Raw genomic sequence first — 23,397 nt, 5'->3', positions numbered from 1 at the left:
AGGACGAGCAGCGGGAGCAGGTGGCGCAGGCGCAGGGACGGGAGCAGTCGCCGCCGGGCAGCGGCGGCCCGGCTCTCGCCGTCGGCGGCCCGCCCGCCCGATATCCGGCGGCCGCGCGACCGCCGTGGGGCGGAGCGCTGCGCGGCGCGCGGTGCGGAACGCCGCGCGGAGCGGTGGCCGCCCGAACGGTGGTCGCCGTCGGTGCGGTGGTCGTCGGGTGTGTCCGGTGCGTCGTCGGGCGAGGGAGCGGAGGCGACGGGCTGGGCTGGGTGACCGGCGGACCGTCGGGTCGCACGCCGGCCGGTGTGGGATGCCATGAGGGGGACGTTCTCCGGGGTTCAGAGTCAGACGGCGAGGCCGCCGGGGAGGGCGACGGAGCGGGGAGCGGACGGGAGCGCGGCGGTCGTCGAGCCGGAGAGGACCGCGAAGACGGGCACGGTGGCTGCCGAGCCGGGCACGGGCGGGTGGAGCCGCGCGGCGGAGACCGGGCCGGGTGTCAGCGTCCGGGGCAGCCCGGTGACGGCCGGCGGGACGAGTGTCGTCATGGCGCCGGTGGCCGGCAGGACGGCGGACGACGCCGTGGTGTGCGTCGTCGACATGTCGCGGGCGGGCGCCGGCTGAGGGGCGCCGCCCGCCACCGTGGTTCCCGCGCCTCCCGCCGGTGAGGGCGAGGCGTCGGGCGACGGCGAGGCGCTGGGCGAGGGCGACGGGGGCGGCGCGGAGGACGCGGCGGGGCTGCTCGGCGCCTGGAGCGACGGCTCGCGGCTCGAGGCCTCCGGGCTGGGCCGCAGGAGGGAGGCGCTCGCCGAGGGCCCCGGGGAGGCGGATGCGCTCGGCGGGGCGGCGCTCCCCCGTGCGCTGGGCGACGCGCTCGCGGCCGGGGGCGCCGACGCGGCGCCGGAAGCGGTGCTTCCGGGACGGTCGGGCGCTGATTCCTCCGGGTCGCTCGTGCCGCCGGACGACGCCGAGGGCTGCGGGCCGGTGTCCACCTGACTGGCCGGCTCGTCGTCCTTCGGGCCCGGCACCGGCAGCCAGGGCGCGCTGGAGTTGCCCGACAGGAGCGTGCCGACGATGACGACGGCGTAGGCGGCGCAGGCGAGTCCGACGGCGATGCCGATGCGGCGGAAGGTGCGGCTGCGGCGGCCGGACTCGTCGACGAACACGGGCACCTCGGAGGCGTCCTGCCCGTCGCCGGGCGGGGAGTCGAGCTGGACGGTCACCTCGTCCGGGTCGTGGTCGTCGCCATCCGCTCCGCCGGCCTCGTCCGCGACACCGGTGAGGCCGGTGGGGCCGGTGGGGCCGAGGGGGCCGAGGGGGCCGGTGGGGCCGGTGGGGCCCGCGCTCGACGCGCCGGAGCCGCCGCCCAGAACGCCGGACGTCTCCCCGGCGCTCTCTGCCCAGGGATCCCGAAGCCCACCGCTCAACCGTTCATTTTCGGAAAGATTGTTCGAGAGTGCCGGTGTCCCAGTTTCGAGTGGATTGCTCGATAATGCCCGGCAGCCGCCGCCGGCGGGAAGCTCCGGGGAGGACGCCCGCGCACCCCCCTCCGTGACACCTCTCGACGACCACCGCGCGGACCCGGGAAACGCCTGACCGCTTCCTTCCGCCATCGGTACGTTTCCGGTCGGCGACGCCGCTTCCGGCCACTCCGGAAAGGCGTCTTCCAGCCATTTGCTCACGTGTGCGATTCCCCCCATGGGACACCACGGGTCTGTACCGGGCGCATCTACGACGGCGAGCACATGCCGCGAATCCGGACCCCCACCCGGTCAACACGCCCCATTTACCCGGACTTTGCTCAGGTCGACGAATCTAGCGCAGCCGTGCGTCCGATGTTCACGTTGTCGCATTTATGCTCAGAGGTCATGTTCATGCCTATGGCTGGAATCGATCCTCCGACCGACCGTCCGATCCAGGACTCCACGAACCCGAGTTCGAGCCCCGCCCGGCGGAACATGTTGAGCGCCGAACGGACCAGCCCTTTTCGCCACACCGACGACACGGGGGTGGACAGGATCGGCTCGACGAGCGCTCTCCCCACCGTTTGAGGCATGGCCGGAAAGTCGACTACATCGAGAATCGGATTGCGGGGTTTTTTCATGATTCGCCGGAATTCTTCGCAACCGCCATGTGTCGCCGGCGGCCGGGTTCGCTGTCCCGGCAGCGTCCGTGACGACCCTGCCGCCGTCGCTCGAGAACGACGAAAGCCCCGCTGCTCGAGAGCAGCGGGGCTTCGCCCACATGGGATGAGTGGAGATGGCGGGAATCGAACCCGCGTCCAACGGTGCGGAAACAGGGCTTCTCCGTGTGCAGTTCGCTACGATTTTCTCGGCCCCGGCGATCACGCGAACAAGTCGCCGACGGGCCCAGTCACTGTTTGGTTTCCCTCTTCACCCCGTGACCGGGATCAAGGTTTAGTCCCCTAGCTGATGCCAGGATCCGGGTCGGGAACACTCCCGGGCTGACACTCCCATGAGAGAGCAGACGCTGTCGCTACCTGAGATCAGGCGGCGAGAGCGAAGTGCTCGGGAGAATCGCTCTTGGAATTGGCGATTATTTTTTTCGGCCTGTGGTTTACGAGATCATGGCCGCTTCCTCGACACGCTTCCCCTGCTTCGACAACCGCTGTCGAAACCGATCATCCCCATGTTGTTTTTTCAACCCCTCCGTGGAGGGAAGCGCACCCGCTGTGGGGTGCAGAAGCCATCGTACGTGACCGACGCCCGCCGATGCCAGCGCATTACTACGCGCCCCGCTGCCGCCGCTTCGCCGCCGCGATCGCGCGGTCCGTGTCCCGGCGGTCCTGCTTCTCCCGCAGGGTCTGGCGCTTGTCGTACTCCTTCTTGCCGCGCGCCAGCGCGATCTCGGCCTTCGCCCGGCCGTCCTTGAAGTAGAGAGCGAGCGGCACGATCGTGTGCCCCGTCTCCTCGGACTTCACCGCGAGCTTGTCGATCTCCTCGCGGTGCAGCAGCAGCTTGCGCTTGCGGCGCACGGAGTGGTTGGTCCAGGTGCCCTGGAAGTACTCCGGGATGTGGGCGTTGTGCAGCCACGCCTCGCCGTCGTCGATCTGGACGAAGCCGTCGGCCAGCGAGGCCCGGCCCTGGCGCAGCGACTTCACCTCGGTCCCGGTGAGCACGATCCCGGCCTCGTAGACGTCGATGATCGCGTAGTCGTGCCGGGCCTTCTTGTTCTGCGCGACGATCTTGCGCTTGCCGTCCTTGGCCTTGCCCTCGGCCGGCTTGCCCTGCTTCGGCTGGGACTCTTTCGGTACGTACATTCCCTTGCTCATAGTGCGGCCATTTTCGCACCAGGAGGGGGCCTGGGGGAAAGCCGATTACGAGGTTCGCGACGGGAACACGTGAGCCGACCGGTCCGCCCGGCCCGCCGGCCGGCTCACGCCGTGTCGCCGAGACCGTCCAGGACGCTCTCCGCGCGCTCCAGCGCGCCCTCGTCCGCCTCCAGGTCCGGGGTGACGCCCTGGCCGTCGACGCTGCGGCCGGACGGGGTGCGGTAGTGACCCACGGTCAGCTCGGCGACGGAGCCGTCGGGCAGCCTGCTCGGCATCTGCACCGAGCCCTTGCCGAAGGTGCGCGAGCCGACGACGACCGCGCGGCCCCGGTCCTTCAGGGCGCCCGTGAGCAGCTCGGCCGCGCTCATGGTGCCGCCGTCGACGAGCGTGACCAGGGGCCTGCCCGTGTCGCCGCCGGGCTCGGCGTGCAGGACGCGCTGGTCGCCCTCGACGTCGTAGGTGGCGACGAGACCGCCGTCGAGGAAGACGGAGGCGGTGGAGACGGCCTCGGTGACCAGGCCGCCGGAGTTGCCCCGCAGGTCCAGGACGATCCCGTCGTCGCCGGGGGCCGCACGGACGGCGGTGCGGACGCTGTCGCCGACGCCCTTGGTGAACGCGGCGATCGTGATGACGGTGACGCCGTCGGCGAGCCGGCGCACGGTGACCGAGTCGGTGGACAGGCGGGTCCGGCGCAGCGTCTCGGTCCACGCGCGTGTGCCGCGTTCCAGACCGAGCCGGACGGTGGTGCCGGCGGGCGCGTCCAGGGCGTCGCCGCGGAGTAACGAGACGACGTCGGTGACCGGCCGTCCCTCGACGTTCGTGCCGTCCACACTGCTCAGCCGGTCCCCCGCGCGGATCCCCGCGGCGGCGGCGGGCGACCCGGACCGCACCTCGGTGATCTCGATCCGGCCGTCCCGCTCGCGCCGCGCCTCCAGGCCGACGCCGGTGTACCGGCCGTCGAGGGACTGCGCGAACTCCTCGTACTCGCCCTCGGAGTACACCGCCGCCCATCGGTCCCCGCTGCGGCTCACGGCGCGCTCGGCGGCCTCCAGGGGCGACTTGCCGTCGGCCATCGCCTCCTCGGCGGCCCGGGTCACCGCCTCGGGGCGGCTGGAGAGCGTCGCCGTGGTACGCCCTTCGCCGACCGCCGACTCACGGCCGCCGCGCAGCTCCCCCGGCAGCGAGCCGGTCGCCGCCCCCGCGGCGACCACACCGGCGAACACCAACGTCAGGGCGACTCCCCGGCCGAGGCGACGGGACGGACAGAACGGGTCATGGCCTGACATGGCCGTGAGTCTAGGGGAACGCGAAGGGGCCGTACGTTCGCTTGACCGTACGACCCCGTTGGCGTGCGTCACACCTTCAGGTACTTGCGCAGAGCGACGAAGGCGGCAAGGGCGGGGATCAGCACGCTCGCCGCCAGGATGAGCGGCAGCTTGGTCAACACGGCGTCCCAGCCGACGAAGTTGATGAGGGTCAGCTTCTGCGACAGCGCCATGCCGTGGTCGATCGTGAAGTACCGCCCGACCACGAGGAAGGTGCACGCGAGGGACCCTCCGATCAGTCCGGCGACCGCGGCCTCGGCGATGAACGGGGCCTGGATGTAGAAGCCGGACGCGCCCACCAGGCGCATGATGCCGGTCTCCCGCCTGCGGCTGAACGCCGAGACGCGCACGGTGTTGACGATCAGCAGCAGGGCGACGATCAGCATGAGCGCCATGACGCCGAGCGCGGCCCGGTTCATCAGGTTCAGCATCGTGAACAGGCTGTCCAGGATGCCCTTCTGGTCCTGCACCGACTGCACGCCTTCCCGGCCGTCGAAGGCGGTGGCGATGACCTGGTACTTCTCCGGGTCCTTCAGTTTGATGCGGTACGACTCCTGCATCTGGTCCGGCGTGAGCGAGGCGGCGAGCGGCGAGTCGCCGAACTGTTCCTTGTAGTGCTTGTACGCCTGGTCCTGGGTCTCGTACGTGACCGTGTCGACGACCGGCATCTTGTCGAGGTCCGACTTGATCCGCTTCTTCTGGTCCTCGGTGACCGCGCCCTTGGCGCAGTTGGGGTCGGACGCGGCGTCACTCTTGTTGCAGAGGAAGATCGAGACGTTGACCTTGTCGTACCAGTAGCCCTTCATCGTGCTGACCTGGTCGCTCATCAGGAGCGACCCGCCGAACAGGGCGAGCGACAGGGCGACGGAGACGATGACGGCGAACGTCATCGTCAGGTTGCGACGGAGACCGACACCGATCTCGGACAGTACGAACTGGGCGCGCATGGCGGGTTCTTCGGGCCTTTCCGTGGACGGTCGCGGTCAGTGCTGGTAGCCGTAGACGCCGCGTGCCTGGTCGCGGACGAGGCGGCCCTTCTCCAGCTCGATGACGCGCTTGCGCATCTGGTCCACGATGTTCTGGTCGTGCGTGGCCATGACGACGGTCGTGCCGGTGCGGTTGATCCGGTCGAGCAGCTTCATGATGCCGACGGAGGTCTGCGGGTCGAGGTTGCCGGTGGGCTCGTCCGCGATCAGCAGTTTGGGCCGGTTCACGAACGCGCGCGCGATGGCGACGCGCTGCTGCTCACCGCCGGACAGCTCGCCCGGCATCCGCTCCTCCTTGCCGCCGAGGCCGACGAGGTCGAGGACCTGCGGAACGGACTTGCGGATCTCGCCGCGGGACTTGCCGATCACCTCCTGCGCGAAGGCGACGTTCTCCGCCACCGTCTTGTTCGGCAGCAGGCGGAAGTCCTGGAACACCGTGCCCAGCTGGCGGCGCATCTGCGGCACCTTCCAGTTGGACAGGCGCGCGAGGTCCTTGCCCAGCACGTGCACCTGGCCGTGGCTGCAGCGCTCCTCGCGGAGGACGAGCCGCAGGAAGGTGGACTTGCCGGAGCCCGAGGACCCCACCAGGAACACGAACTCGCCCTTCTCCACTTCGAGGGAGACATCCCTGAGTGCGGGGCGGGTCTGCTTGGGGTAGACCTTGGACACGTTGTCGAATCGGATCACGGGTGCACCACGGGTCGCCGGGGGTAGATGAGCGTGACCTTACGCGAACCGGGTACGCGCGCGCAGGCACCGGTTGCGGTTGCGCGGGGGTTGTGCCCTTTTGTACGGGCGGCGCTCTTCCCGAGCGCCCGCGCGGGGGCCCGGGGAACCTGGCACAGTGGTGGGGGGAACGTTCGCGCCCGCGCGAGCGTTGTGTCTGTGGAACCGGTGCAAGGAGGGCGAGCGCATGACGTACGACCGGCTGGTGTGCGCTAACTGCGCCGCGCCCGTGAGCGAGGGCCGGTGCCCTGTGTGCCGTGCGAACCGCGAGCGGCTGCAGCAGGACAACTTCTTCGCGGGCCTGAACCCGATGGCGCTGATCGCGCTGCTGGCGGTGCTGGTCGCGGCGGTGGCGCTGCTGGCCCACCAGACCGCCTAGGCCGGCGGCCGGGGCACCGCGGAAACCCTCAGAACGACCTCAGGACGCCCGAGAGGCCCGGAGCTTTGAGCTCCGGGCCTCTCGGCGTGCGCGCGCTTACGGTGCGTGCGGGTGCGGCTGCCGTCAGGCGGCCGCGCCGCCGCGGCCCTCGACGAGGCGCGGCAGCACACGGAAGCCGATGCCGCCGGCGATCATCGTCGCGGCGCCGAGGATCAGGAACGTGGTCTGCCCGGCACCGGTCTCGGCCAGCTCCTTGCCACCGCCCTGGGCGGAGGCGTCGGAGACGGTGTCCGAGGTGTCGGTCAGCGCGGAGGTACCGGCGTCCTGCGGGGAGGTGTTGTTGCCACCGTCGGGGGTGGTGCCGGAACCGCCGGTGGAACCGCCAGCGGTGGAACCGGCGGTGGCAGAACCGCCGGTGGTGTCGTTGCCACCGTCGGTCGAACCGTTGGTACCGGTGCCCGTGGTGCCGGTCGTGCCCGTAGTACCCGTGGTGCCGGTCGTACCCGTAGTACCCGTAGTACCCGTGGTGCCAGTGGTACCCGTGCTGCCCGTAGTACCCGTGGTACCGGTGGTGCCCGTAGTACCCGTGGTGCCGGTCGTACCGGTGGTCCCGGTGGTCCCGGTGGTACCCGTAGTACCGGTGGTGCCAGTGGTGCCGGTCGTACCGGTCGTGCCCGTGTCACCGGTCGTACCCGTGGTGCCCGTGTCACCAGTCGTACCGGTGGTGCCGGTCGTACCCGTGGTACCGGTGGTGCCCGTAGTACCCGTGGTGCCGGTAGTACCGGTCGTACCCGTCGTGCCGGTGGCGCCACCGGGGTCGGGGCACTCCGGGCCCGTGCCGACGTCGCACGGGTCCGGCTCACCCGGGTCGCCCGGGTTGTGCGGGTTCCGGTCGCCCTTGCCCGTGATCGTCTCCACCAGGTTGCTCGTGCCACCCTCGTTGCCGGTGGCGGAGGCGACGCCCGCGACGGTCAGCGAGGCGCCCGCGGCGATCACGGCGCCGGCGGCTATGCGCGCGACCCGGATCCGCGTCTTCTTGGTCATATGGTTGCTACCCCCAGTAGCCGAATCGTGAATGAGGCAGCGCCGGGGCGGTGATCGACGGGGGCAGCTGAATCGTTCGCCAAGTCCCCCGGTTCACATGCGCCCCAGAGATACGCATGCCACGCTTCACCCTTCCGAGTTTTCAAACCGACGTCAAGGCCGTTGCGCACGCAATGTCCACGACGGCCCGCTTTGCCGGAAGTTGAAGACTGTGAGTGTGACCTAAAAGGCAACCGCCCCTGCTCGAGGGGCGGTTGCCTTGTCGACAAACCTACTTCTCCTGCTGCTTGCGCCAGCGAATCCCGGCCTCCAGGAACCCCTCGATCTCGCCGTTGAACACGGCCTCGGGGTTGCCGACCTCGAACTCGGTGCGCAGGTCCTTGACCATCTGGTACGGGTGGAGGACGTACGAACGCATCTGGTTGCCCCAGGAGTTGCCGCCGTCGCCCTTGAGGGCGTTCATCTTCTCCTGCTCCTCCTGGCGGCGCCGCTCGAGCAGCTTGGCCTGGAGAACGTTCATCGCGGTCGCCTTGTTCTGGATCTGCGACCGCTCGTTCTGGCAGGAGACCACGATGCCGGTGGGCAGGTGGGTCAGACGCACCGCGGAGTCGGTGGTGTTGACGCCCTGGCCGCCGGGCCCGGAGGACCGGTAGACGTCGACCCGCAGCTCGGACTCGTCGATCTCGATGTGGTCGGTCTGCTCGACCACGGGAAGCACCTCGACGCCCGCGAAGGAGGTCTGGCGGCGGCCCTGGTTGTCGAAGGGCGAGATGCGCACCAGACGGTGGGTGCCCTGCTCGACGGAGAGGGTTCCGTAGGCGTACGGCACCTGCACGGCGAAGGTGGTCGACTTGATGCCGGCCTCTTCCGCGTACGACGTCTCGTAGATCTCGGTCTTGTAGCCGTGCTGCTCGGCCCAGCGCAGGTACATGCGCTGGAGCTTCTCGGCGAAGTCCGCGGCGTCGACGCCGCCGGCCTCGGCGCGGATGTTGACGAGCGCCTCTCGGGCGTCGTACTCGCCGCTGAGCAGCGTGCGGACCTCCATCTCGTCCAGCGCCTTCTTGACGGCGGCGAGTTCGCTCTCGGCCTCGGCACGGGTGTCCGGGTCGTCCTCCTCCTCGGCCATCTCGAACAGCACCGCGAGGTCGTCGATCCGGCCGCGCAGGGCGTCGGCCTTCCTGACCTCGGCCTGGAGGTGGGACAACTTGCTGGTGATCTTCTGCGCTTCGTCCGGGTTGTCCCACAGGGACGGCGCGGCCGCCTGCTCCTCGAGCACGGCGATGTCTGCCCTCAGCTTGTCGAGGTCCAGAACGGCCTCGATCGACTCCATGGTCGAGGAGAGGGACTTGAGCTCTTCGGATACATCGACGACTGCCACGCTCCCAGCGTAACGGCTCCGCCGACCGGGAACGCCGGTGCGGGCGGGTACGTGCCCCGGGGGCTCGGCCCCCGGGGACGGGAAGGGGCGTCCCCGATCTCAGGGAGACGCGGGTGCCGAGTTCTTCGTGTCCTGCGGTGCGGCCCCTTCGTCGGAGGTCGCCGCCCATGTGCCCACGCCGATCGCCGCGAGCAGCACCAGCGCCGCCACCCCCAGCGTGATGCGCCGCCGCCGCGCCGCCGCGCGGGCACGGGCCGAGCCGGGCCGGGGCGATCCCGCCGCGCGCGGCACCCGCGCCGTCCCGTGCGCTCCGCCGGCGAGCTCGTCGGGCGCGGGCACCCGCATCGAGGTGTGCGTGTCCCGGTTGGAGTCCGGTTTCGCGCCGGGCACGAGCGGCACGGATCCGCGCCGTACCGCCGTGGAGGCCGCAGGCGACGGCTCGGCCTCGTCCGGCTCGCCTCTCGGCTCGTCCTCCGCCGCCTCGGCGTCCGGCTCGTCGACGTCCAGCGGCGGCATGCCGGCCAGCATGGGCAGCTGCTCCCGCAGCCGTGCCGCCAGCTCGGTGGCCCGCAGCCGGGAGGCGGGCGCCTTGGCCAGGCACTGCACGATCAGCTGCCACAGCTCGTCGGGGATGCCCGGCAGCGGCGCGACCGCCTCCGTGACGTGCCGGCGCAGCACCGCGCCCGGGTGCCCGCCGCCGAACGGGGTGAAGCCGGCCAGCAGCTCGTACAGGACCGTGGCCAGCGCGTAGATGTCGACGGAGGCGCGGGGCGGCAGCCCTTCGACGATCTCGGGGGCGAGGTAGTCGGGCGTGCCGATGATCTTCGTGGCGCGGGTGCGCTTGGGGGTGTCGATCAGCTTGGCGACGCCGAAGTCGGTGAGCAGCGCCCGGTGCGAGCCGCCGGGGCCCAGCGGGCCCTGCATGTCGAGCAGGATGTTCTCCGGCTTGACGTCACGGTGCACGACCCCGGCCGCGTGCGCGACCGCGAGCCCCTCCGCCACGTCCGCGACGATCGCCACCGCGGCCTCGGGCGCGAGCCGGCGCTCCCGGTCCAGCCGGGTGCGCAGATCGGTGCCCCGGACGAGGTCCATGACCAGCGCGAGGTCGTTGCCGTCGACCACCAGGTCCCGTACGGAGACGACGTTGGGGTGTTCCAGGCCGAGCAGGGCGGTGCGCTCCTGCACGAAACGGCCCACCAGCTCCTCGTCGGACGCGAGGTCCTCGCGCAGCAGCTTGACGGCGACGGGGCCGTCCGGCCCCTCGCCGAGCCACACCGTGCCGGCGCTGCCCCGTCCCAGGATCTGGTGGGCGGTGTACCGGCTGCCGATCTTCCGTGCCAAGACTGCTCCTACCGACGCGTGTTGCCGACGCTGCGCCCTCCGGGGGCCGTGACATCGACAGCGACGACGTCGGCGGCGGGCGCCACGGGCTCCCCGGAGCCCCAGCCGACAAAACTACGCGTCCGAGGAGCCAACCTTCACCGCGGAGACGGAAATCACCCGCCGGGAGTCGACAAATCCCCAAACCAATGTCAGTTGCCCGCGCCGCCGCCCGAGCCGGAGTCCCCGCCGAGGTCGCCGATCCACTTGGTGGCCTGCTCGAACCAGTCGCCGAGCTGCGTCCAGTAGCCCTTTCCGGTGCCGATCCAGCTCTGGAGCGGGCTGAGTTCCCAGATCAGCCAGCCGGCGACGACCAGGATGACGATCGTGAACAGGCAGCCCTTCAGACAGCCGAGCCCGGGGATCCTCATCGGGTTGGCGCTGCGCTGCCGGGGCTGGCGCGGCTGCGGCGGTTCCGGCGCGGGGCGGCGCTGGGGCTGCTGCGGCTGGGGCGTCGCGTACCGCTGGGGCTGTTGCTGCTGCGGGGCGTACTGCGGCTGCGGCTGCGGCTGCGGGTGGCCGTAGCCGCCCTGCTGGCGGCGCTGCTGCTGCGGTTGCTGCTGCCGGCGCGGTGGCTGCTGCTGCGGGCGGGCCACCTGGCGCTGGGGGCGGCGGCGCAGCGGGTCCTCGTCGGGGTCGACGTAGTGGATCTGCGTCTGCTCGTTGCGGTCGCGGGCGGCACGCAGCTGGTTCTGCCAGGGGTGCGGCTGCTCGGGCTGCTGGCCCTGCTGCCCGGGCTGGTGCGGCGGGACCGGCGGCAGCACGGCGGTCGGATCGGCCGCGCCCCCAGGACCGCCCGGGCCACCCGGACCGCCCGGTCCCGCGGTGTGCGGCAGGACGGCGGTGGGGTCGGCGGCGCCGGGCGGGTTCCCGGGGCCGGAGGTGTGCGGGAGCACGCTGGTCGCGGCGTTCGGGTCGTACGCGCCGGCGGGAGCGCCCGGGGGCGTGCCCGGGACGGTCGCGGGCGCCGGGTCGGGCGCGAGCACATGGCCGACGCCGTCGGCGGCGGCGATCTGCATGGAGTTGGCGTGCACCCCGACGCCCTCGGCGACGATGCGCAATCCGCGCGCGAGGTTCTGGGCGCTGGGCCGGTCCTCGGGGTTCTTGCGCAGACAGCGCTCGATGACCGTCCACAGCGGGTCGGGGACGGTGGAGGGGCGGCGCGGTTCGGCGCTCAGGTGCTGGTGGAGGACTTCCAGGGCGGAGCCGCCGGCGAACGGCGGGCGGCCGGTGACCAGTTCGTACAGCAGGATGCCGGCGCCGTAGACGTCGACGGCGGAGGTCTGCGGGCGGCCCTCGGCCGACTCCGGCGCGACGTAGGCGGGCGTGCCGACGAACTCGCTGGTGCGGGTCAGACCCGGGGAGTCGGCGAGGCGGGCGATGCCGAAGTCGGTGAGCATGGGGTGCATCTCGCCGCCGGTCTGGGCGAGCAGCACGTTGGCGGGCTTCAGGTCGCGGTGGACGACGCCGTCGGAGTGGCTGGCGGCGAGCGCGTCGGCGATCTGGGCGGTGAGCAGGGCCGCGGCGACGGGGCTGAAGGGGCCGTTCTCGCGCAGGTAGCGGTGCAGGTCGGGGCCGTCGACGAGGTCCATGACCAGCGCCAGCAGATCACCCTCGACGACCAGGTCGCGGACCCGGACGATGTTCGGGTGCGTCAGGCGCAGCAGGACGGAGCGCTCCCGCAGGAAGCGCATCACGACGTCGGGGTCGCTCGCGAGCTCCTCCTTGAGGACCTTGATCGCGACGGTCTCCCCGGGCTGACCGGGCACGGCCGCCTCGGCGCCGGCGGTCTCGCGCTGGCGGGCCCGCCAGACGGTGCCCGTGGCGCCGCGTCCGAGCGGCTCCTCAAGGAGGTACTTGCTCCCTACCGGACGCACGTCATGCGCTCCCTGCTGCTTGCTCGGCTGCCTGCTCGGCCGCTTGTCTGATCTGGTCGTCTGCCGGTCCTGCGAGGTCCGCAGCCCTGGAGGTCCGGATTCCGACCCACTGTAGTGCCGCCGCGCCGCCACGGGGCTGTCCTCCGGCTGTGGGCCTTCGCATAGGTGTTTCGAAGGAACACGGGAGAAAGACGCTCCCTTTGGTTCCTTGGTTGCCGAAGACGGGCGTGACCGATCTCAAGCGGTCTGGGAACGGTCGTCGCCACGGCGTCTGTCAGGCACTTTTGCGGGCAGAGCCGACCAATCAAGATCACTTGCCGCTCGGAGGCGGGCGCGTTGTCGGCGACAGGTGCGAGGATGCCTGGAGTACTGGCCTGTGTGCTCGTGTAGGGGTGGGGGGAAGTCCGCGCCCGCGCAGAAGGGACCGCTGACGGCGATGCAGATCCGGCTGACCGTCGTAGACCCGACATGCCCGCCCTCCCCCACGCCCGGCTCCGCTCGCGCGGGGGGATCGACGGCGCGCGGCCGCAGCGCGAGCTGTGACGTGCTGGTGACCGCCCCCGCGGGCACCGCGCTGGCCGCAGTGGCCTCCGCGTTGGCCGCGGCGGTCACCGGGGAGAGCGGCGCCGCGCCCTCCGGGGGAGCGCAGCCCGTGCTGTACGCGGGCGCGGAGCGGCTCGACGCACAGCGCTGCACGCTGGGCGAGCCGCCGCTGACCGACGGCGCGGTGCTGGCGGTGGGCGCCCCGGCCGACCCCGAGCCGCATCCGGAGGTGGACGACGCACCGGCCCGGCTGGACGTGGTCGCCGGCCCGGACGCGGGCGGGGTCCATCTGCTGCACGGCGGTCAGATCCGCGTGGGCCGCTCGGCGGACGCGGACGTCCCGATCGACGACCCGGACGTCTCCCGGCTGCACTGCACGGTGACGCTGTCGCCCGACGGCCGGGTCACGGTCGCCGACCTCGGCTCCACCAACGGCACCACTCTGGACGGCGGCCCGGTCCGGGGCCGCCCGGTCCGCCTGTCGCCCGGGGCCCTCCTCAGGGTCGGCGAGTCCGCCCTGCGGCTGGCTCCGCCCGGGGGAGCGGGGGCGCGGGTGTCGACGACGCCGGACGGCGAGGGGCACGTACGCGTGACGTACGGCGACGCCCCGGGCGGGGAGCGCGGCCGAGCGACTCAGCCGCACGGCGGGACGCGCTTCGGCGCGGAGGGCGAGCCGGACGGGCCGCACGCGCGCGTGCCGCAGGGCGCCGGCGAGGCCGCCGACGGGCACGCGCGCGTGAGCGAGCGGGGAGCCGACCGCACGAGGGCCGACGGCGTCCCCTCGGGGCCGACCGGGCACGCCTACGGCACGGTCGACTGGAGCGGCTCGCCGGCCGGCCCGGACGGGCGGCGGACACCGCGCCCGGGGGGCACGCCCCTGGTGCCCGGCCAGGGCGGGGCGCCGCGCATCGAGAGCCACGCCGGGTCGGTCCCGCCAGGGGCGCCGGGGGGCGGCCCCGCCTCCCCGCCCTCCGAGGACCGCTCCCCCGTCGGTGAGACGCACGCCGGCCGGTCCGGCCTCGGCTCCTTCACCACCGGCGCGCTGGGGTATGAGGGGCACGCAGCCCACACGCCCGCGCCCCCTGCCCACCCCCGCACGCCCGCCGAGGACGACGGCGCCCCGTACGCGCCCACCTCCGCGGCCCATCCCGACGACGAGACCGGCCACCAGCCCGCCTCCCGCCGCAAGGGCACGCCCCTGCGCGGCACCGAGATACCTCCGGGCGTCCGCCGTCGAGGAGGTCTCTCCGCGTGGGCGCGGAGGCTGACCGGCGGACGCGGCGAGGCCCAGGAGGACGCCGCCGGAGCACAGCCGGACGAGGGCGATACCGCGATCGCCGTCCCGCCCGCCCCCGCCGTCCTCGCCCCGTACCCCGTGCCGGACACCTGGCCGGACCCGGCCGCGCTGCTGCTGACGGCGCTCGGCCCCGGCCCACGCCTCTGGGAGCGCGGTCCGGGTCACCCCGAGGCGCTCGCGGTGCGGCTCGGCACGGCGGACCGGACGGCGCCCGACGGTTCGGGCCTGCTGCCCGCCGTCCCCGTCACGGCGGGACTGCGCGAGGTCGGCGCACTGGGCCTGGCCGGGCCGCGTCCGCGGCTGGCCGGGCTGGCGCGCGCGGTGCTGGCCCAGCTCGCCGCGCTGCACTCACCGGACACCCTGGAGATCGTGCTGATCAGCACGGACCGGTCCCGCTCGGACGAAGAACGCGCCGCCGAGTGGTCGTGGCTGGGCTGGCTCCCGCATCTGCGCCCGGGTCACGGCCAGGACTGCCGGCTCCTGCTGGCCTACGACCGCGAGCAGGCCGCAGCCCGCGTCGAGGAGCTGACGCGCCGCCTGGAGGACCACCTCGCGGACGCCGGGACCGCCGCCCCCACGCCCGTCCCCGCGCCCCGCGGCGCGGCCCACCGGCCCTCCTGGGCGGCGGCGGACGACGGCCCCCAGGGGTTCCCCGGCCCGTACACGGTCGTGGTCGTGGACGGCGACCCCGGCGGCACGGATCTGCGCGAGGCGACGGCGCGGCTGGCCTCGGCCGGCCCCCGCGCCGGGATACACGTCGTCTGCCTGGCGGAGACGCCCTCCGCCTCCCCCGCCTCCCCGGTGGCGAAGACGTACGAGGCGGCCTGCGCGACGGTGCCCACGTTCCGCGCCTGCGGGGCGGTCGCGCTGCTCAGCGGTGACGTGGCCACGGCGCTGCGGCTGCTGCGGGTCGCACCGTCCGGGACGGCGGGGCCGGGGTCCGCGGGGCCGGACGGGGAGCGGCCCGGACCGGTCGGCCACGGCACCGTCGGCACGGTGGACGCCGTCTCCGCCGCCTGGGCCGAACGCTTCGCGCGGGCGCTCGCCCCGCTGCGCCCCGACGGCGCCGGCGGCGAGCGGCACACGCGCGTGTCCGCGCCGCTGCCCCCCTCGGCGCGGCTCCTGGACGAGCTGGGCCTCGCCCGGGCGACCCCGGCGTCCCTGATGGCGCGGTGGGCGGACGCGGCCGACGACGCCGGGGCGCTCGGCGGCCGGGCGTGCGCGGTCCTCGGGGCGGGCCCGCGCGGCCCGGTTCCGGCCGACCTCGCCGCCGACGGCCCGCACCTGCTGGTCGAGGGCCCGCCCGGCAGCGGCCGTACGGAACTGCTGCGGGCGGTCGTGGCCTCGCTGGCCGCCGCCGAGCGCCCCGACCGGCTGGGGATCGTCCTGATCGACGGCCGGGACACCGCGGGCAAGAGCGGCGGGGGCCCGGGCGACGGGCTGCGCGTGTGCACCGACGTGCCGCATGTGACGACCCATCTCACCGCCAACGATCCGGTCCGCATGCGCGAGTTCGCGCAGTCGCTGAGCGCTGAGCTGAAGCGGCGGGCGGAGCTGGTGGGCCGCGCGGACTTCGCGGAGTGGCACCGGCACCGCGCGGTGTCGGGCCGTATCCGCCCGCAGCGGGGGCCGAGCGGTCACGGCGGCGGGCAGCCGGGCGGCCACGGCGGCGGGCAGCCGGGCGGCCAGGAGGGCGGGGCCGCCGACCTGGACGGCCCGCCCAGCTCGACGCTGCGGCTGCGCCCCGGAGCGGCGGCCCGGCAGCGCACCGAGGCGCCCCCGCCGCTGCCCCGGCTGGTGGTCGTCGTCGACGACCTGGACGCGCTGGTCTCCCCCGCCCTCGGCTCACCCGGACGGCCCGCCGCCGGCTCGGTGATGCGCGCGCTGGAGGCGGTGGCCCGCGAGGGGGAGCGGCTGGGGGTGCACCTGGTGGCGGCCGCCGGCCCCGGGGGCCGTACGGCGGAGTCGGAGCCGGCCCGGCAGGCGACGCTGCGGATCGTCCTCGACCCGCCGGGATCGGGCGCGGACGAGCCGGTGCCGGGTCGCGGCCGGGTGCGGACCGCCGACGGCCGGCTCACCCCGTTCCAGGCCGGCCGTGTCACCGGCCGCATCCCGCGCACGGCGACCCTGCGTCCCACGGTGGTCCCCCTGGAGTGGCAGCGCATGGGCGACCCCCCGGCCCGCCGCCCCGTGCGGGAGCTGGGCAACGGCCCCACCGACCTCGCCCTCCTGGCGAGCGCCCTGGAACGGGCGGCCCGGGAGGTGTCGGCGGCGCAGGTCCCCTCCCTCCTGTGACGGGCGGCCGCGCAGCCTCGGGGTCCGTCACCTGTTCGGCCGTGGCGGGCGCGTCCGGCGCTCGACGACGGGGTCGGTGGGCGCACCCCGTCACGACGCGGTCACAATCGGCCGCTTGACAGGGCAGGCGCTCTTGCCGACCCCCGGTGCCCGGCGTAGACCAGTGGCACGGGACAGCGCTCGAACGTTCGACGAGGACGAAGAACGGGGCAGTGATGCGCAGGAGCGACACCATCCGGACACCGAGGACCGTGAAAACCGCCGCCGCGATCCTCGCGGGAGCGCTCGCGCTCTCGCTCACCGCGTGCGGCGGAGACGACGACAAGAGCGGCGCGAGCGAGAGCAGCCCGGCGAAGGACTCGGGCAGCACCGTGACCCTCCCCAAGCTGAACGGCACGACGCTCGAGGTCGCCGCCGTGTGGACCGGCGCCGAACAGGCCAACTTCAAGAAGGTGCTGGCGGAGTTCGAGAAGCGGACGGGCGCCAAGGTGACGTTCGTGCCCGCGCAGGACCCGATCATCAACTTCCTGGGCTCGAAGGTGGCGGGCGGGCAGCCCCCGGACGTCGCGCTGCTTCCGCAGCCGGGCGCGATCAAGCAGGCCGTGGAGAAGAAGTGGGCGAAGCCGCTGGGCGCGGCGGCCCTGAAGGAGCTGCAGAAGAACTACTCGCAGGGCTGGCAGGACATCGGCAAGATCGACGGCCGGCAGTACGGCGTGTACTACAAGGCCGCCAACAAGTCGCTGTTCTGGTACAACGCGAAGGTCTTCGAGAACGCGGGGGCCGCCGAGCCCAAGACGTGGGACGAGCTGCTCAGCACCGCGCAGACGGTCTACGACTCCGGTGTCACGCCGTTCTCGGTGGGCGGCGCCGACGGCTGGACCCTGACCGACTGGTTCGAGAACGTGTACCTCTCCCAGGCGGGCCCCGAGAAGTACGACCGGCTGGCCAAGCACGAGATCAAGTGGACGGACCCGTCCGTGAAGGACGCGCTGACCGCGCTGGCGCAGGTCTGGGGCAAGAAGGACTACGTCGCGGGCGGCGCGGCAGGGGCGCTCCAGACGGACTTCCCGGCCTCGGTGACGCAGACCTTCACCGGCGGTGACCAGCCGAAGGCCGCCATGGTCTACGAGGGCGACTTCGCGCAGGTGAACATCGTCCAGGCGGGCGTCAAGGTCGGCACGGGCGCGAAGGTGTTCCCGTTCCCGAAGGCCGGTGACACCGCGCCGGTGGTGTCCGGCGGTGACGCGGCGGTGATCCTGAAGGACTCCGAGGGCGCGCAGGCGCTGGCGACCTTCCTCGCCTCCCCCGACGCGGCGGCCATCCAGGCCAAGCTGGGCGGCTATCTCTCGCCGAACAAGAACCTCGACCCTTCCGTCTACCCGAACGACGTGCAGCGCAAGATCGCCGAGTCGCTGGTCGCGGCCGGCGACGACTTCCGTTTCGACATGTCCGACCAGGCCCCGCAGGCCTTCGGCGGCACTCCCGGCAAGGGCGAGTGGAAGGCGCTGCAGGACTTCCTGAAGAACCCGGCGGACGTCGCGGGCACCCAGCGGAGGCTGGAGGCCGACGCGGCGGCCGCGTACGGCGGCTGAGGCGATGGCGTCCGCCACGGCGGCGAGGGAGGGCTCGTCCCCCGCCGCTCACGGGTCGCGGGGGAGCGTGACCGGCACGCGCTGGACCGTGGCAGCGCTGTTCCTGCTGCCCGCCCTGGTGCTGCTGGGCGCGCTCGTGGTCTACCCGATCGGGTACTCGCTCGTGCGCAGTCTCTACGACCAGTCCGGTGACGGGTTCGCCGGATTCGACAACTACGGAACGCTGTTCACGGACGACGGCATCCGTACGGCGCTCAAGAACAACGTGATCTGGGTGGTGTTCGCGCCGACGGTCGCGACCGCGCTGGGTCTGGTCTTCGCGGTGCTGACCGAACGGGTGCGCTGGGGAACGGCGTTCAAGCTGGTCGTCTTCATGCCGATGGCGATCTCGATGCTCGCCGCCGGCATCATCTTCCGGCTGGTCTACGACCAGGACCCGGACAAGGGCGTGGCGAACGCGGTGTGGGTCGGCGTGCACGACACGTTCGCGCAGTCGTCGGCGTTCCCCAAGGCGCACCCGGGGCGGAACTCGCCGCTGGCGCCGGTGAAGGGCGGCGGGTTCGTCACCAGGGGGCCCGTCCGCATGGGCGACTCGGTGGCGCTGCCCCTGGTGGGCGTCGCGCCCGACCTGATGCCGGACGACGCGAAGCGGGCCGTCCTGCCGGCGGGAAAGCTGGGCGAGGTCACCGGCTCGACCTGGCAGGACTTCACCCGCGGCAAGGGCGTCGGCAGGCCGGGGCAGCCGGACGCCTCCGAGCTTGGCTATCCGGGGATGCGGATCGAGGCGATCAAGGACGGCAAGGTGGTCGCCTCCACGACGGCCGCGGCGGACGGCAGCTTCACCCTGCCCGCGGCGGCCGACGGGGCGCGGCTGCGGCTGCCCGCGAGCAACTTCCAGGAGGCGTACAACGGCGTGGACTGGCTCGGCCCGTCGCTGGTCACGCCGGCGATCATCGGCTCGTACATCTGGATGTGGGCGGGCTTCGCGATGGTGCTGATCGCGGCCGGGCTGGCGAGCGTGCCACGGGAGCTGACGGAGGCGGCGCGGGTCGACGGGGCGAACGAGTGGCAGGTGTTCCGCAGGATCACCGTGCCGCTGCTGGCGCCGGTCCTCGCGGTGGTCGCCGTCACCTTGATGATCAACGTGCTGAAGGTGTTCGACCTGGTCTTCATCATCGCCCCCGGCTCCTCCCAGGACGACGCGAACGTGCTCGCCCTGGAGCTGTACCGCAAGGGCTTCTCCGAGGACCAGCCGGGCGTGGCCAGCGCGATCGCGGTGTTCCTGTTGCTGCTGGTGATCCCGGTGATGTGGTTCAACGTACGTCGGCTGCGGCGGGAGGTGCGGCGATGATCGTCCACATCGAGACCGGGGGGACGACGGACGCGCGAGCCCGGCGGTCGTTCGCCTCGCGGGTCGTCGAGAGGCTCAACGGCGGCCTGGTCCGCGTCTTCCTCGTCCTCGTGGGCCTGTTCTGGCTGGTGCCGACCATCGGGCTGCTGATCTCCTCGCTGCGCACCCCGGAGGACATGAGCGCGAGCGGCTGGTGGAAGGTGTTCGCGGAGCCGTCACGGCTGACCTTCGACAGCTACCGGCGGCTGCTGGGGAACGACGACATCACCGGCTCCCTCGTCAACACGGCCCTGATCACGGTCCCGGCGACGATCCTGGTGGTGGTCGTCGGCTCGCTCGCCGGATACGCGTTCGCCTGGATGGAGTTCCCCGGGCGCGACTGGTGGTTCCTGGGCGTGGTCGGCCTGTTGGTGGTGCCCGTGCAGGTGGCGCTGCTCCCGATCGCCGAACTGTTCGGCAGCATCGGCCTGTTCGGCTCCGTCCTCGGGGTGATCCTGTTCCATGTGGGCTTCGGTCTGCCGTTCGCGGTGTTCCTGCTGCGGAACTTCTTCGCGGAGATCCCCCGTGAACTGCTGGAGGCGGCCCGCCTCGACGGCGCGGGCGAACTGCGCCTGTTCGCAAGGGTCGTGATGCCGCTGGGCGGTCCGGCCATCGCCAGCCTGGGCATCTTCCAGTTCCTGTGGGTGTGGAACGACATGCTGGTCGCGCTGGTGTTCACCGACGCGGACAGTCAGCCGATCACGGTCGCCCTGCAGACGCAGGTACGGCAGTTCGGCAACAACATCGACGTGCTGGCGCCCGGCGCGTTCATCTCGATGGTGATCCCGCTGGCCGTGTTCTTCGCGTTCCAGCGGCAGTTCGTGTCCGGCGTGATGGCCGGCGCGGTCAAGTAGGCGGTCAAGCAGGCGGCGGCGCAAGGGGGGGTGGACAGGGTGGCGGATCGAGGGGCGGGCCGTCAACAGGACGCCCCCGCCGTTCACCCGGTGTCCCCCGGATGCCGTAGGCGAACGTAACCAAGTCACTCCATCGGCCGTTCCCGGGCAAGGCCCTGTCTTCTGCCCGCGCCGACCCATGGATGTCTTTTGCCCAGGTTCAGTGTCACCGTCCCCGCGTCGGAGGTTCGGGGGTACCCGCGGCCCGAGCGCCCCGGCTCCGTGCCGCCCCGGGTCCGTGTGGGCCCGCGACGGCGGCGGGCCCACGGCCTCGGCTCCCCCACCGCCCGGCCTCAGCACGGCATGCCGGGCGCGCCCGTCCCGCCCCGTGCCCGGCGGCGGCACACCGTCACCCGGCTGAGGACGCACCGCGCCCGCCGGGCGCTGCGTGCGGCGGCCCGCACAGCCCGCCACCGGCTGCGCCTCCGGATCCGGTCACGGCCGTCCGCTCCCGTCGGCCGTTCGGCACACCTCCCGTACACGCGGACGCCTTCCGGCCGGCACGAGCCGCCCCGCCGGGGCCGCGCCCGGCGCCTCCAGCTCGGTGTGGAGCGGGCCCCGAAGCGCCCGTCCACCGGCCTCGCGGTCCAGGCCCGCGTCCGGCGCCCCGCCACGCCGCCGGGAACCGAGCCGCGCCCGCCGCTCACCGCCGAGCCGCGATCCGCCGGCGCCGCCGCCGTCACCGTGCGCCTCTGACTCCGTTTGCCCTTCCGAGAGCCCTTCCGACGCCCACGGCTCGTCGCGGCCCGCGCGGACCGGGTCCCGGCGACCACCGACAGAGAAAGAGCAGAATGCCCCGCTTCAGCATCATCGTCCCGTCCCACGGGGTCGTGGGCCGGCTGTCCCAGGCGCTGGACTCCGTCCTCGCCCAGTCCTTCGGCGACTTCGAGCTGATCCCGGTCTGCGACGCACCGGACGCCCCGGCCGCGGCCGTCGCCGCCGGGTACGCGGAGCGGGACTCCCGGGTGACGGCGGTGCACTCCCCTCCGTCGGCGGGACTCGCCGGGGCGCGCAACACCGGGATGCGGGCGGCGACCGGCGCCTATCTGCTGTTCCTCGACGGCGACGACACCCTCGCCCCGGGCGCGCTGACCGCCCTGGACGCCCGTCTGACGCGGACGGGCGACGTCGACGTCCTGTACGCCGAACACGAGCGCACCCCCTGGTGGGAGGGTGAGCCGGTCAACCCGGCGGCGCCGCTGCTGGCGCGGGCCCCCAAGGGCGCCTTCGCCCCCGGCGAAGCCCCGCGAGTGACCGGCGTGGAACTGCCCGTGTGGGGCACCGCCCACCGGCGCGACTTCCTCACCGAGCACGGACTCGCTTTCCCCGAAGGCCACTTCACGGACCTCGGCTTCGGGGGGCTGGTCACCGTGCGGGCGGAGCGCATCGCGGTTCTGCGCTCGGTCGTCGTACGGCACCATGTGCGCCGGCAGGGCAGCCGGATCAACCAGCCGGGCGCGCACCACGCCGAACTCCTCGACCAGGTCGACCTGGTGCTGCGGACGGCCGCCGAACAGGGGCTCTCGAAGCGGCGGTCGGGGCCGCTGTTCGAGCAGCTCTTCGCGCTCGTGCTGAGGACGGCCGCGCATCCGGCGCGGCTCCCGGGAGCGAGCCGCAGGGCGTTCTTCCGCCGGGCCGGCCGGCTGCACCGCCGGCACCGGCCGGACGGCTTCCGCACGCCCGGCGGCAGCGTGGGCGTGCAGCACCGGCTGCTCGCGGCGGGCGCGTACACGGCGTTCCGCGCGCTGCGCGGCGCCAACCAGCGGGCCTCGGCCGCCGTCCAGCGCCTCCCCCGTCCCGCCGGCCTGCGCACCCGGCTGTACTACCGGCGTCAGCTGCGCCGTCCCCTCGACCCCGACCTTGCTGTGTACTGCGCCTATTGGGGCCGCGGCTACGCCTGCAGCCCGGCCGCGATCCACGCCAAGGCCGCCGAACTCGCCCCGCACATCCGGCAGGTGTTCCTCGTCGAACCCGACCAGGCGCATGCCATGCCCGCCGGGGTCGAGTACGCCGTCCTCGGCAGCCGCCGCGCCTGGCAGGTCCTGGCCCGCGCCAAGTACCTCGTCAACAACGCCAACTTCGCCGAGGGCGTCGTCAAACGTCCGGGCAGCGTGCACGTGCAGACCCAGCACGGCACCCCGCTGAAGAAGATGGGCGTCGACCAGTCGACGTACCCGGTGGTCGCGGCCGCGACCGGCAGCTTCACCAAACTCCTGGGCCGGGTGGACCGCTGGGACTACAACCTCTCCTCCAACACCCACTCCACCCAGATGTGGGAGCGCGCCTTCCCCGGCTCCTACGAGCAGTTGGAGTACGGCTATCCGCGCAACGACGTCTTCTGCACGGCGACCGCGGACGACGTCACCCGGATCCGGCGCGAACTGGGCGTGCCCGAGGGCAAGACGGCCGTCCTGTACGCGCCGACCCACCGCGACTACGAGAGCGGCTTCGGCGCCGGCCTGGACCTGGAGGCGTTCTGCGAGGCCGTCGGCGACGACGTCGTCGTCCTGCTGCGCGCCCACTACTTCTACGACCGGGGCACCCGCGCGGGCACCGGCCGGGTCATCGACGTCACCGGGCACCGCTCCACCGAGGAGGTCTGCCTGGCCGCCGACGTCCTGGTCACCGACTACTCGTCGATCATGTTCGACTACGCCAACCTTGACCGCCCGATCGTCGTGTACGCCGACGACTGGGAGGTCTACACCGAGACCAGGGGCGTGTACTTCGACCTGATGGCTCAGCCGCCGGGAGCGGTCGCCCGTACGCCCGAGGAGCTGGTGCGCCTCTTCAGGGACGGCTCCTACGCGTCGGCCTCGGCCCAGGCCCTCAGGGACGCGTTCCGGTCCCGTTTCTGCCAGTTCGACGACGGCCGGGCCGCCGAGCGCGTGGTGCGGCGGGTGCTGCTCGGCGAACCTCCGGAGGCGATCCCGCCCGTGCGCCCCCTCGCCGAGCGCACCCCGGCCCCCGCCGCCCGCACCTTCGTAAGGAGCTGACCCCCGC

General features: G+C 73.0%; 17 protein-coding genes and 1 other RNA gene. 7 read left to right on the top strand and 11 right to left on the bottom strand.

The window, feature by feature from the left end; genetic code table 11:
- Positions 1 to 344 precede the first annotated feature (344 nt).
- The 7 genes from ACIOC0_RS34440 to ftsE form a co-directional block, all read right to left on the bottom strand.
- The gene (locus ACIOC0_RS34440; protein WP_402159804.1) at positions 345 to 1,424 is read right to left on the bottom strand and encodes a hypothetical protein; all 1,080 of its coding nucleotides are present in this window, start codon (positions 1,422 to 1,424) and stop codon (positions 345 to 347) included.
- 374 nt (positions 1,425 to 1,798) lie between these two features.
- Positions 1,799 to 2,101 (bottom strand): hypothetical protein, encoded by a 303-nt coding sequence (locus ACIOC0_RS34435; protein WP_402159801.1) that lies wholly within the window; start codon positions 2,099 to 2,101, stop codon positions 1,799 to 1,801.
- Positions 2,102 to 2,248: 147 nt separating this feature from the next.
- Positions 2,249 to 2,646: a transfer-messenger RNA gene (ssrA, locus tag ACIOC0_RS34430) on the bottom strand.
- A 97-nt stretch (positions 2,647 to 2,743) separates the two neighbouring features.
- Complete coding sequence (gene smpB / locus ACIOC0_RS34425; protein ID WP_130436519.1) at positions 2,744 to 3,289, bottom strand: SsrA-binding protein SmpB; 546 nt, start codon at positions 3,287 to 3,289, stop codon at positions 2,744 to 2,746.
- Between the two features lie 104 nt (positions 3,290 to 3,393).
- On the bottom strand, positions 3,394 to 4,575 hold the full coding sequence (locus ACIOC0_RS34420) for a S41 family peptidase (protein WP_351099101.1): 1,182 nt from the start codon (positions 4,573 to 4,575) through the stop codon (positions 3,394 to 3,396).
- 68 nt (positions 4,576 to 4,643) lie between these two features.
- Entirely contained in the window at positions 4,644 to 5,561 is a 918-nt protein-coding gene (gene ftsX, locus ACIOC0_RS34415) for a permease-like cell division protein FtsX (protein ID WP_351099103.1), read from the bottom strand.
- Between the two features lie 36 nt (positions 5,562 to 5,597).
- Positions 5,598 to 6,287 (bottom strand): cell division ATP-binding protein FtsE, encoded by a 690-nt coding sequence (ftsE, locus tag ACIOC0_RS34410; protein ID WP_130436517.1) that lies wholly within the window; start codon positions 6,285 to 6,287, stop codon positions 5,598 to 5,600.
- Positions 6,288 to 6,513: 226 nt separating this feature from the next.
- Between ftsE and ACIOC0_RS34405 the strand changes: the two genes are divergently transcribed.
- Positions 6,514 to 6,705: a hypothetical protein gene (locus tag ACIOC0_RS34405; RefSeq protein ID WP_130436516.1), complete on the top strand. Its 192-nt coding sequence runs from the start codon at positions 6,514 to 6,516 to the stop codon at positions 6,703 to 6,705.
- A gap of 123 nt (positions 6,706 to 6,828) precedes the next feature.
- Here the strand turns inward: ACIOC0_RS34405 and ACIOC0_RS34400 are convergent, their stop codons facing one another.
- The 4 genes from ACIOC0_RS34400 to ACIOC0_RS34385 form a co-directional block, all read right to left on the bottom strand.
- Positions 6,829 to 7,749 carry a hypothetical protein gene (locus tag ACIOC0_RS34400; RefSeq protein ID WP_402159796.1) on the bottom strand — a complete coding sequence of 307 codons (921 nt, stop codon included), beginning with the start codon at positions 7,747 to 7,749 and terminating at the stop codon, positions 6,829 to 6,831.
- Positions 7,750 to 8,020: 271 nt separating this feature from the next.
- Entirely contained in the window at positions 8,021 to 9,127 is a 1,107-nt protein-coding gene (gene prfB, locus ACIOC0_RS34395) for a peptide chain release factor 2 (protein ID WP_130436514.1), read from the bottom strand.
- A gap of 99 nt (positions 9,128 to 9,226) precedes the next feature.
- The gene (locus tag ACIOC0_RS34390; RefSeq protein WP_402159793.1) at positions 9,227 to 10,468 is read right to left on the bottom strand and encodes a serine/threonine-protein kinase; all 1,242 of its coding nucleotides are present in this window, start codon (positions 10,466 to 10,468) and stop codon (positions 9,227 to 9,229) included.
- A 191-nt stretch (positions 10,469 to 10,659) separates the two neighbouring features.
- Positions 10,660 to 12,384, bottom strand: a complete 1,725-nt coding sequence (locus tag ACIOC0_RS34385) for a serine/threonine-protein kinase (protein ID WP_402159790.1) — start codon at positions 12,382 to 12,384, stop codon at positions 10,660 to 10,662.
- A 436-nt stretch (positions 12,385 to 12,820) separates the two neighbouring features.
- Between ACIOC0_RS34385 and ACIOC0_RS34380 the strand changes: the two genes are divergently transcribed.
- From ACIOC0_RS34380 to ACIOC0_RS34355, 6 genes are all read left to right on the top strand, one after another.
- On the top strand, positions 12,821 to 16,519 hold the full coding sequence (locus tag ACIOC0_RS34380) for an FHA domain-containing protein (RefSeq protein ID WP_402159788.1): 3,699 nt from the start codon (positions 12,821 to 12,823) through the stop codon (positions 16,517 to 16,519).
- 215 nt (positions 16,520 to 16,734) lie between these two features.
- Positions 16,735 to 18,111: an ABC transporter substrate-binding protein gene (locus ACIOC0_RS34375; RefSeq protein WP_402159785.1), complete on the top strand. Its 1,377-nt coding sequence runs from the start codon at positions 16,735 to 16,737 to the stop codon at positions 18,109 to 18,111.
- Positions 18,112 to 18,178: 67 nt separating this feature from the next.
- Positions 18,179 to 19,462 carry a carbohydrate ABC transporter permease gene (locus ACIOC0_RS34370; protein ID WP_402159783.1) on the top strand — a complete coding sequence of 428 codons (1,284 nt, stop codon included), beginning with the start codon at positions 18,179 to 18,181 and terminating at the stop codon, positions 19,460 to 19,462.
- Positions 19,459 to 20,355, top strand: a complete 897-nt coding sequence (locus tag ACIOC0_RS34365; protein WP_402159781.1) for a carbohydrate ABC transporter permease — start codon at positions 19,459 to 19,461, stop codon at positions 20,353 to 20,355. Before ACIOC0_RS34370 ends, ACIOC0_RS34365 begins: the two co-directional genes overlap by 4 nt.
- 189 nt (positions 20,356 to 20,544) lie before the next feature.
- Positions 20,545 to 21,090, top strand: coding sequence for a hypothetical protein (locus ACIOC0_RS34360; protein WP_402159778.1), 546 nt, complete (start codon positions 20,545 to 20,547; stop codon positions 21,088 to 21,090).
- Positions 21,091 to 21,185: 95 nt separating this feature from the next.
- A complete protein-coding gene (locus tag ACIOC0_RS34355; protein WP_402159775.1) occupies positions 21,186 to 23,390 on the top strand; it encodes a CDP-glycerol glycerophosphotransferase family protein in 2,205 nt (734 codons plus the stop codon).
- Positions 23,391 to 23,397 lie beyond the last annotated feature (7 nt).

This window comes from Streptomyces sp. NPDC088254, from assembly GCF_044740925.1.
In the GTDB taxonomy this organism is placed as follows: domain Bacteria; phylum Actinomycetota; class Actinomycetes; order Streptomycetales; family Streptomycetaceae; genus Streptomyces.
This window is presented reverse-complemented; position numbering and strand designations above follow the sequence as displayed.

What these genes read in the sequence shown, in the direction of transcription:
- ACIOC0_RS34435 (WP_402159801.1), bottom strand. Translation starts at nt 2,101, where the DNA reads ATGAAAAAACCCCGCAATCCGATTCTCGATGTAGTCGACTTTCCGGCC.
- smpB (WP_130436519.1), bottom strand. Translation starts at nt 3,289, where the DNA reads ATGAGCAAGGGAATGTACGTACCGAAAGAGTCCCAGCCGAAGCAGGGC.
- ACIOC0_RS34420 (WP_351099101.1), bottom strand. Translation starts at nt 4,575, where the DNA reads ATGTCAGGCCATGACCCGTTCTGTCCGTCCCGTCGCCTCGGCCGGGGA.
- ftsX (WP_351099103.1), bottom strand. Translation starts at nt 5,561, where the DNA reads ATGCGCGCCCAGTTCGTACTGTCCGAGATCGGTGTCGGTCTCCGTCGC.
- ACIOC0_RS34405 (WP_130436516.1), top strand. Translation starts at nt 6,514, where the DNA reads ATGACGTACGACCGGCTGGTGTGCGCTAACTGCGCCGCGCCCGTGAGC.
- ACIOC0_RS34400 (WP_402159796.1), bottom strand. Translation starts at nt 7,749, where the DNA reads ATGACCAAGAAGACGCGGATCCGGGTCGCGCGCATAGCCGCCGGCGCC.
- ACIOC0_RS34380 (WP_402159788.1), top strand. Translation starts at nt 12,821, where the DNA reads ATGCAGATCCGGCTGACCGTCGTAGACCCGACATGCCCGCCCTCCCCC.
- ACIOC0_RS34375 (WP_402159785.1), top strand. Translation starts at nt 16,735, where the DNA reads ATGCGCAGGAGCGACACCATCCGGACACCGAGGACCGTGAAAACCGCC.
- ACIOC0_RS34365 (WP_402159781.1), top strand. Translation starts at nt 19,459, where the DNA reads ATGATCGTCCACATCGAGACCGGGGGGACGACGGACGCGCGAGCCCGG.
- ACIOC0_RS34355 (WP_402159775.1), top strand. Translation starts at nt 21,186, where the DNA reads ATGCCCCGCTTCAGCATCATCGTCCCGTCCCACGGGGTCGTGGGCCGG.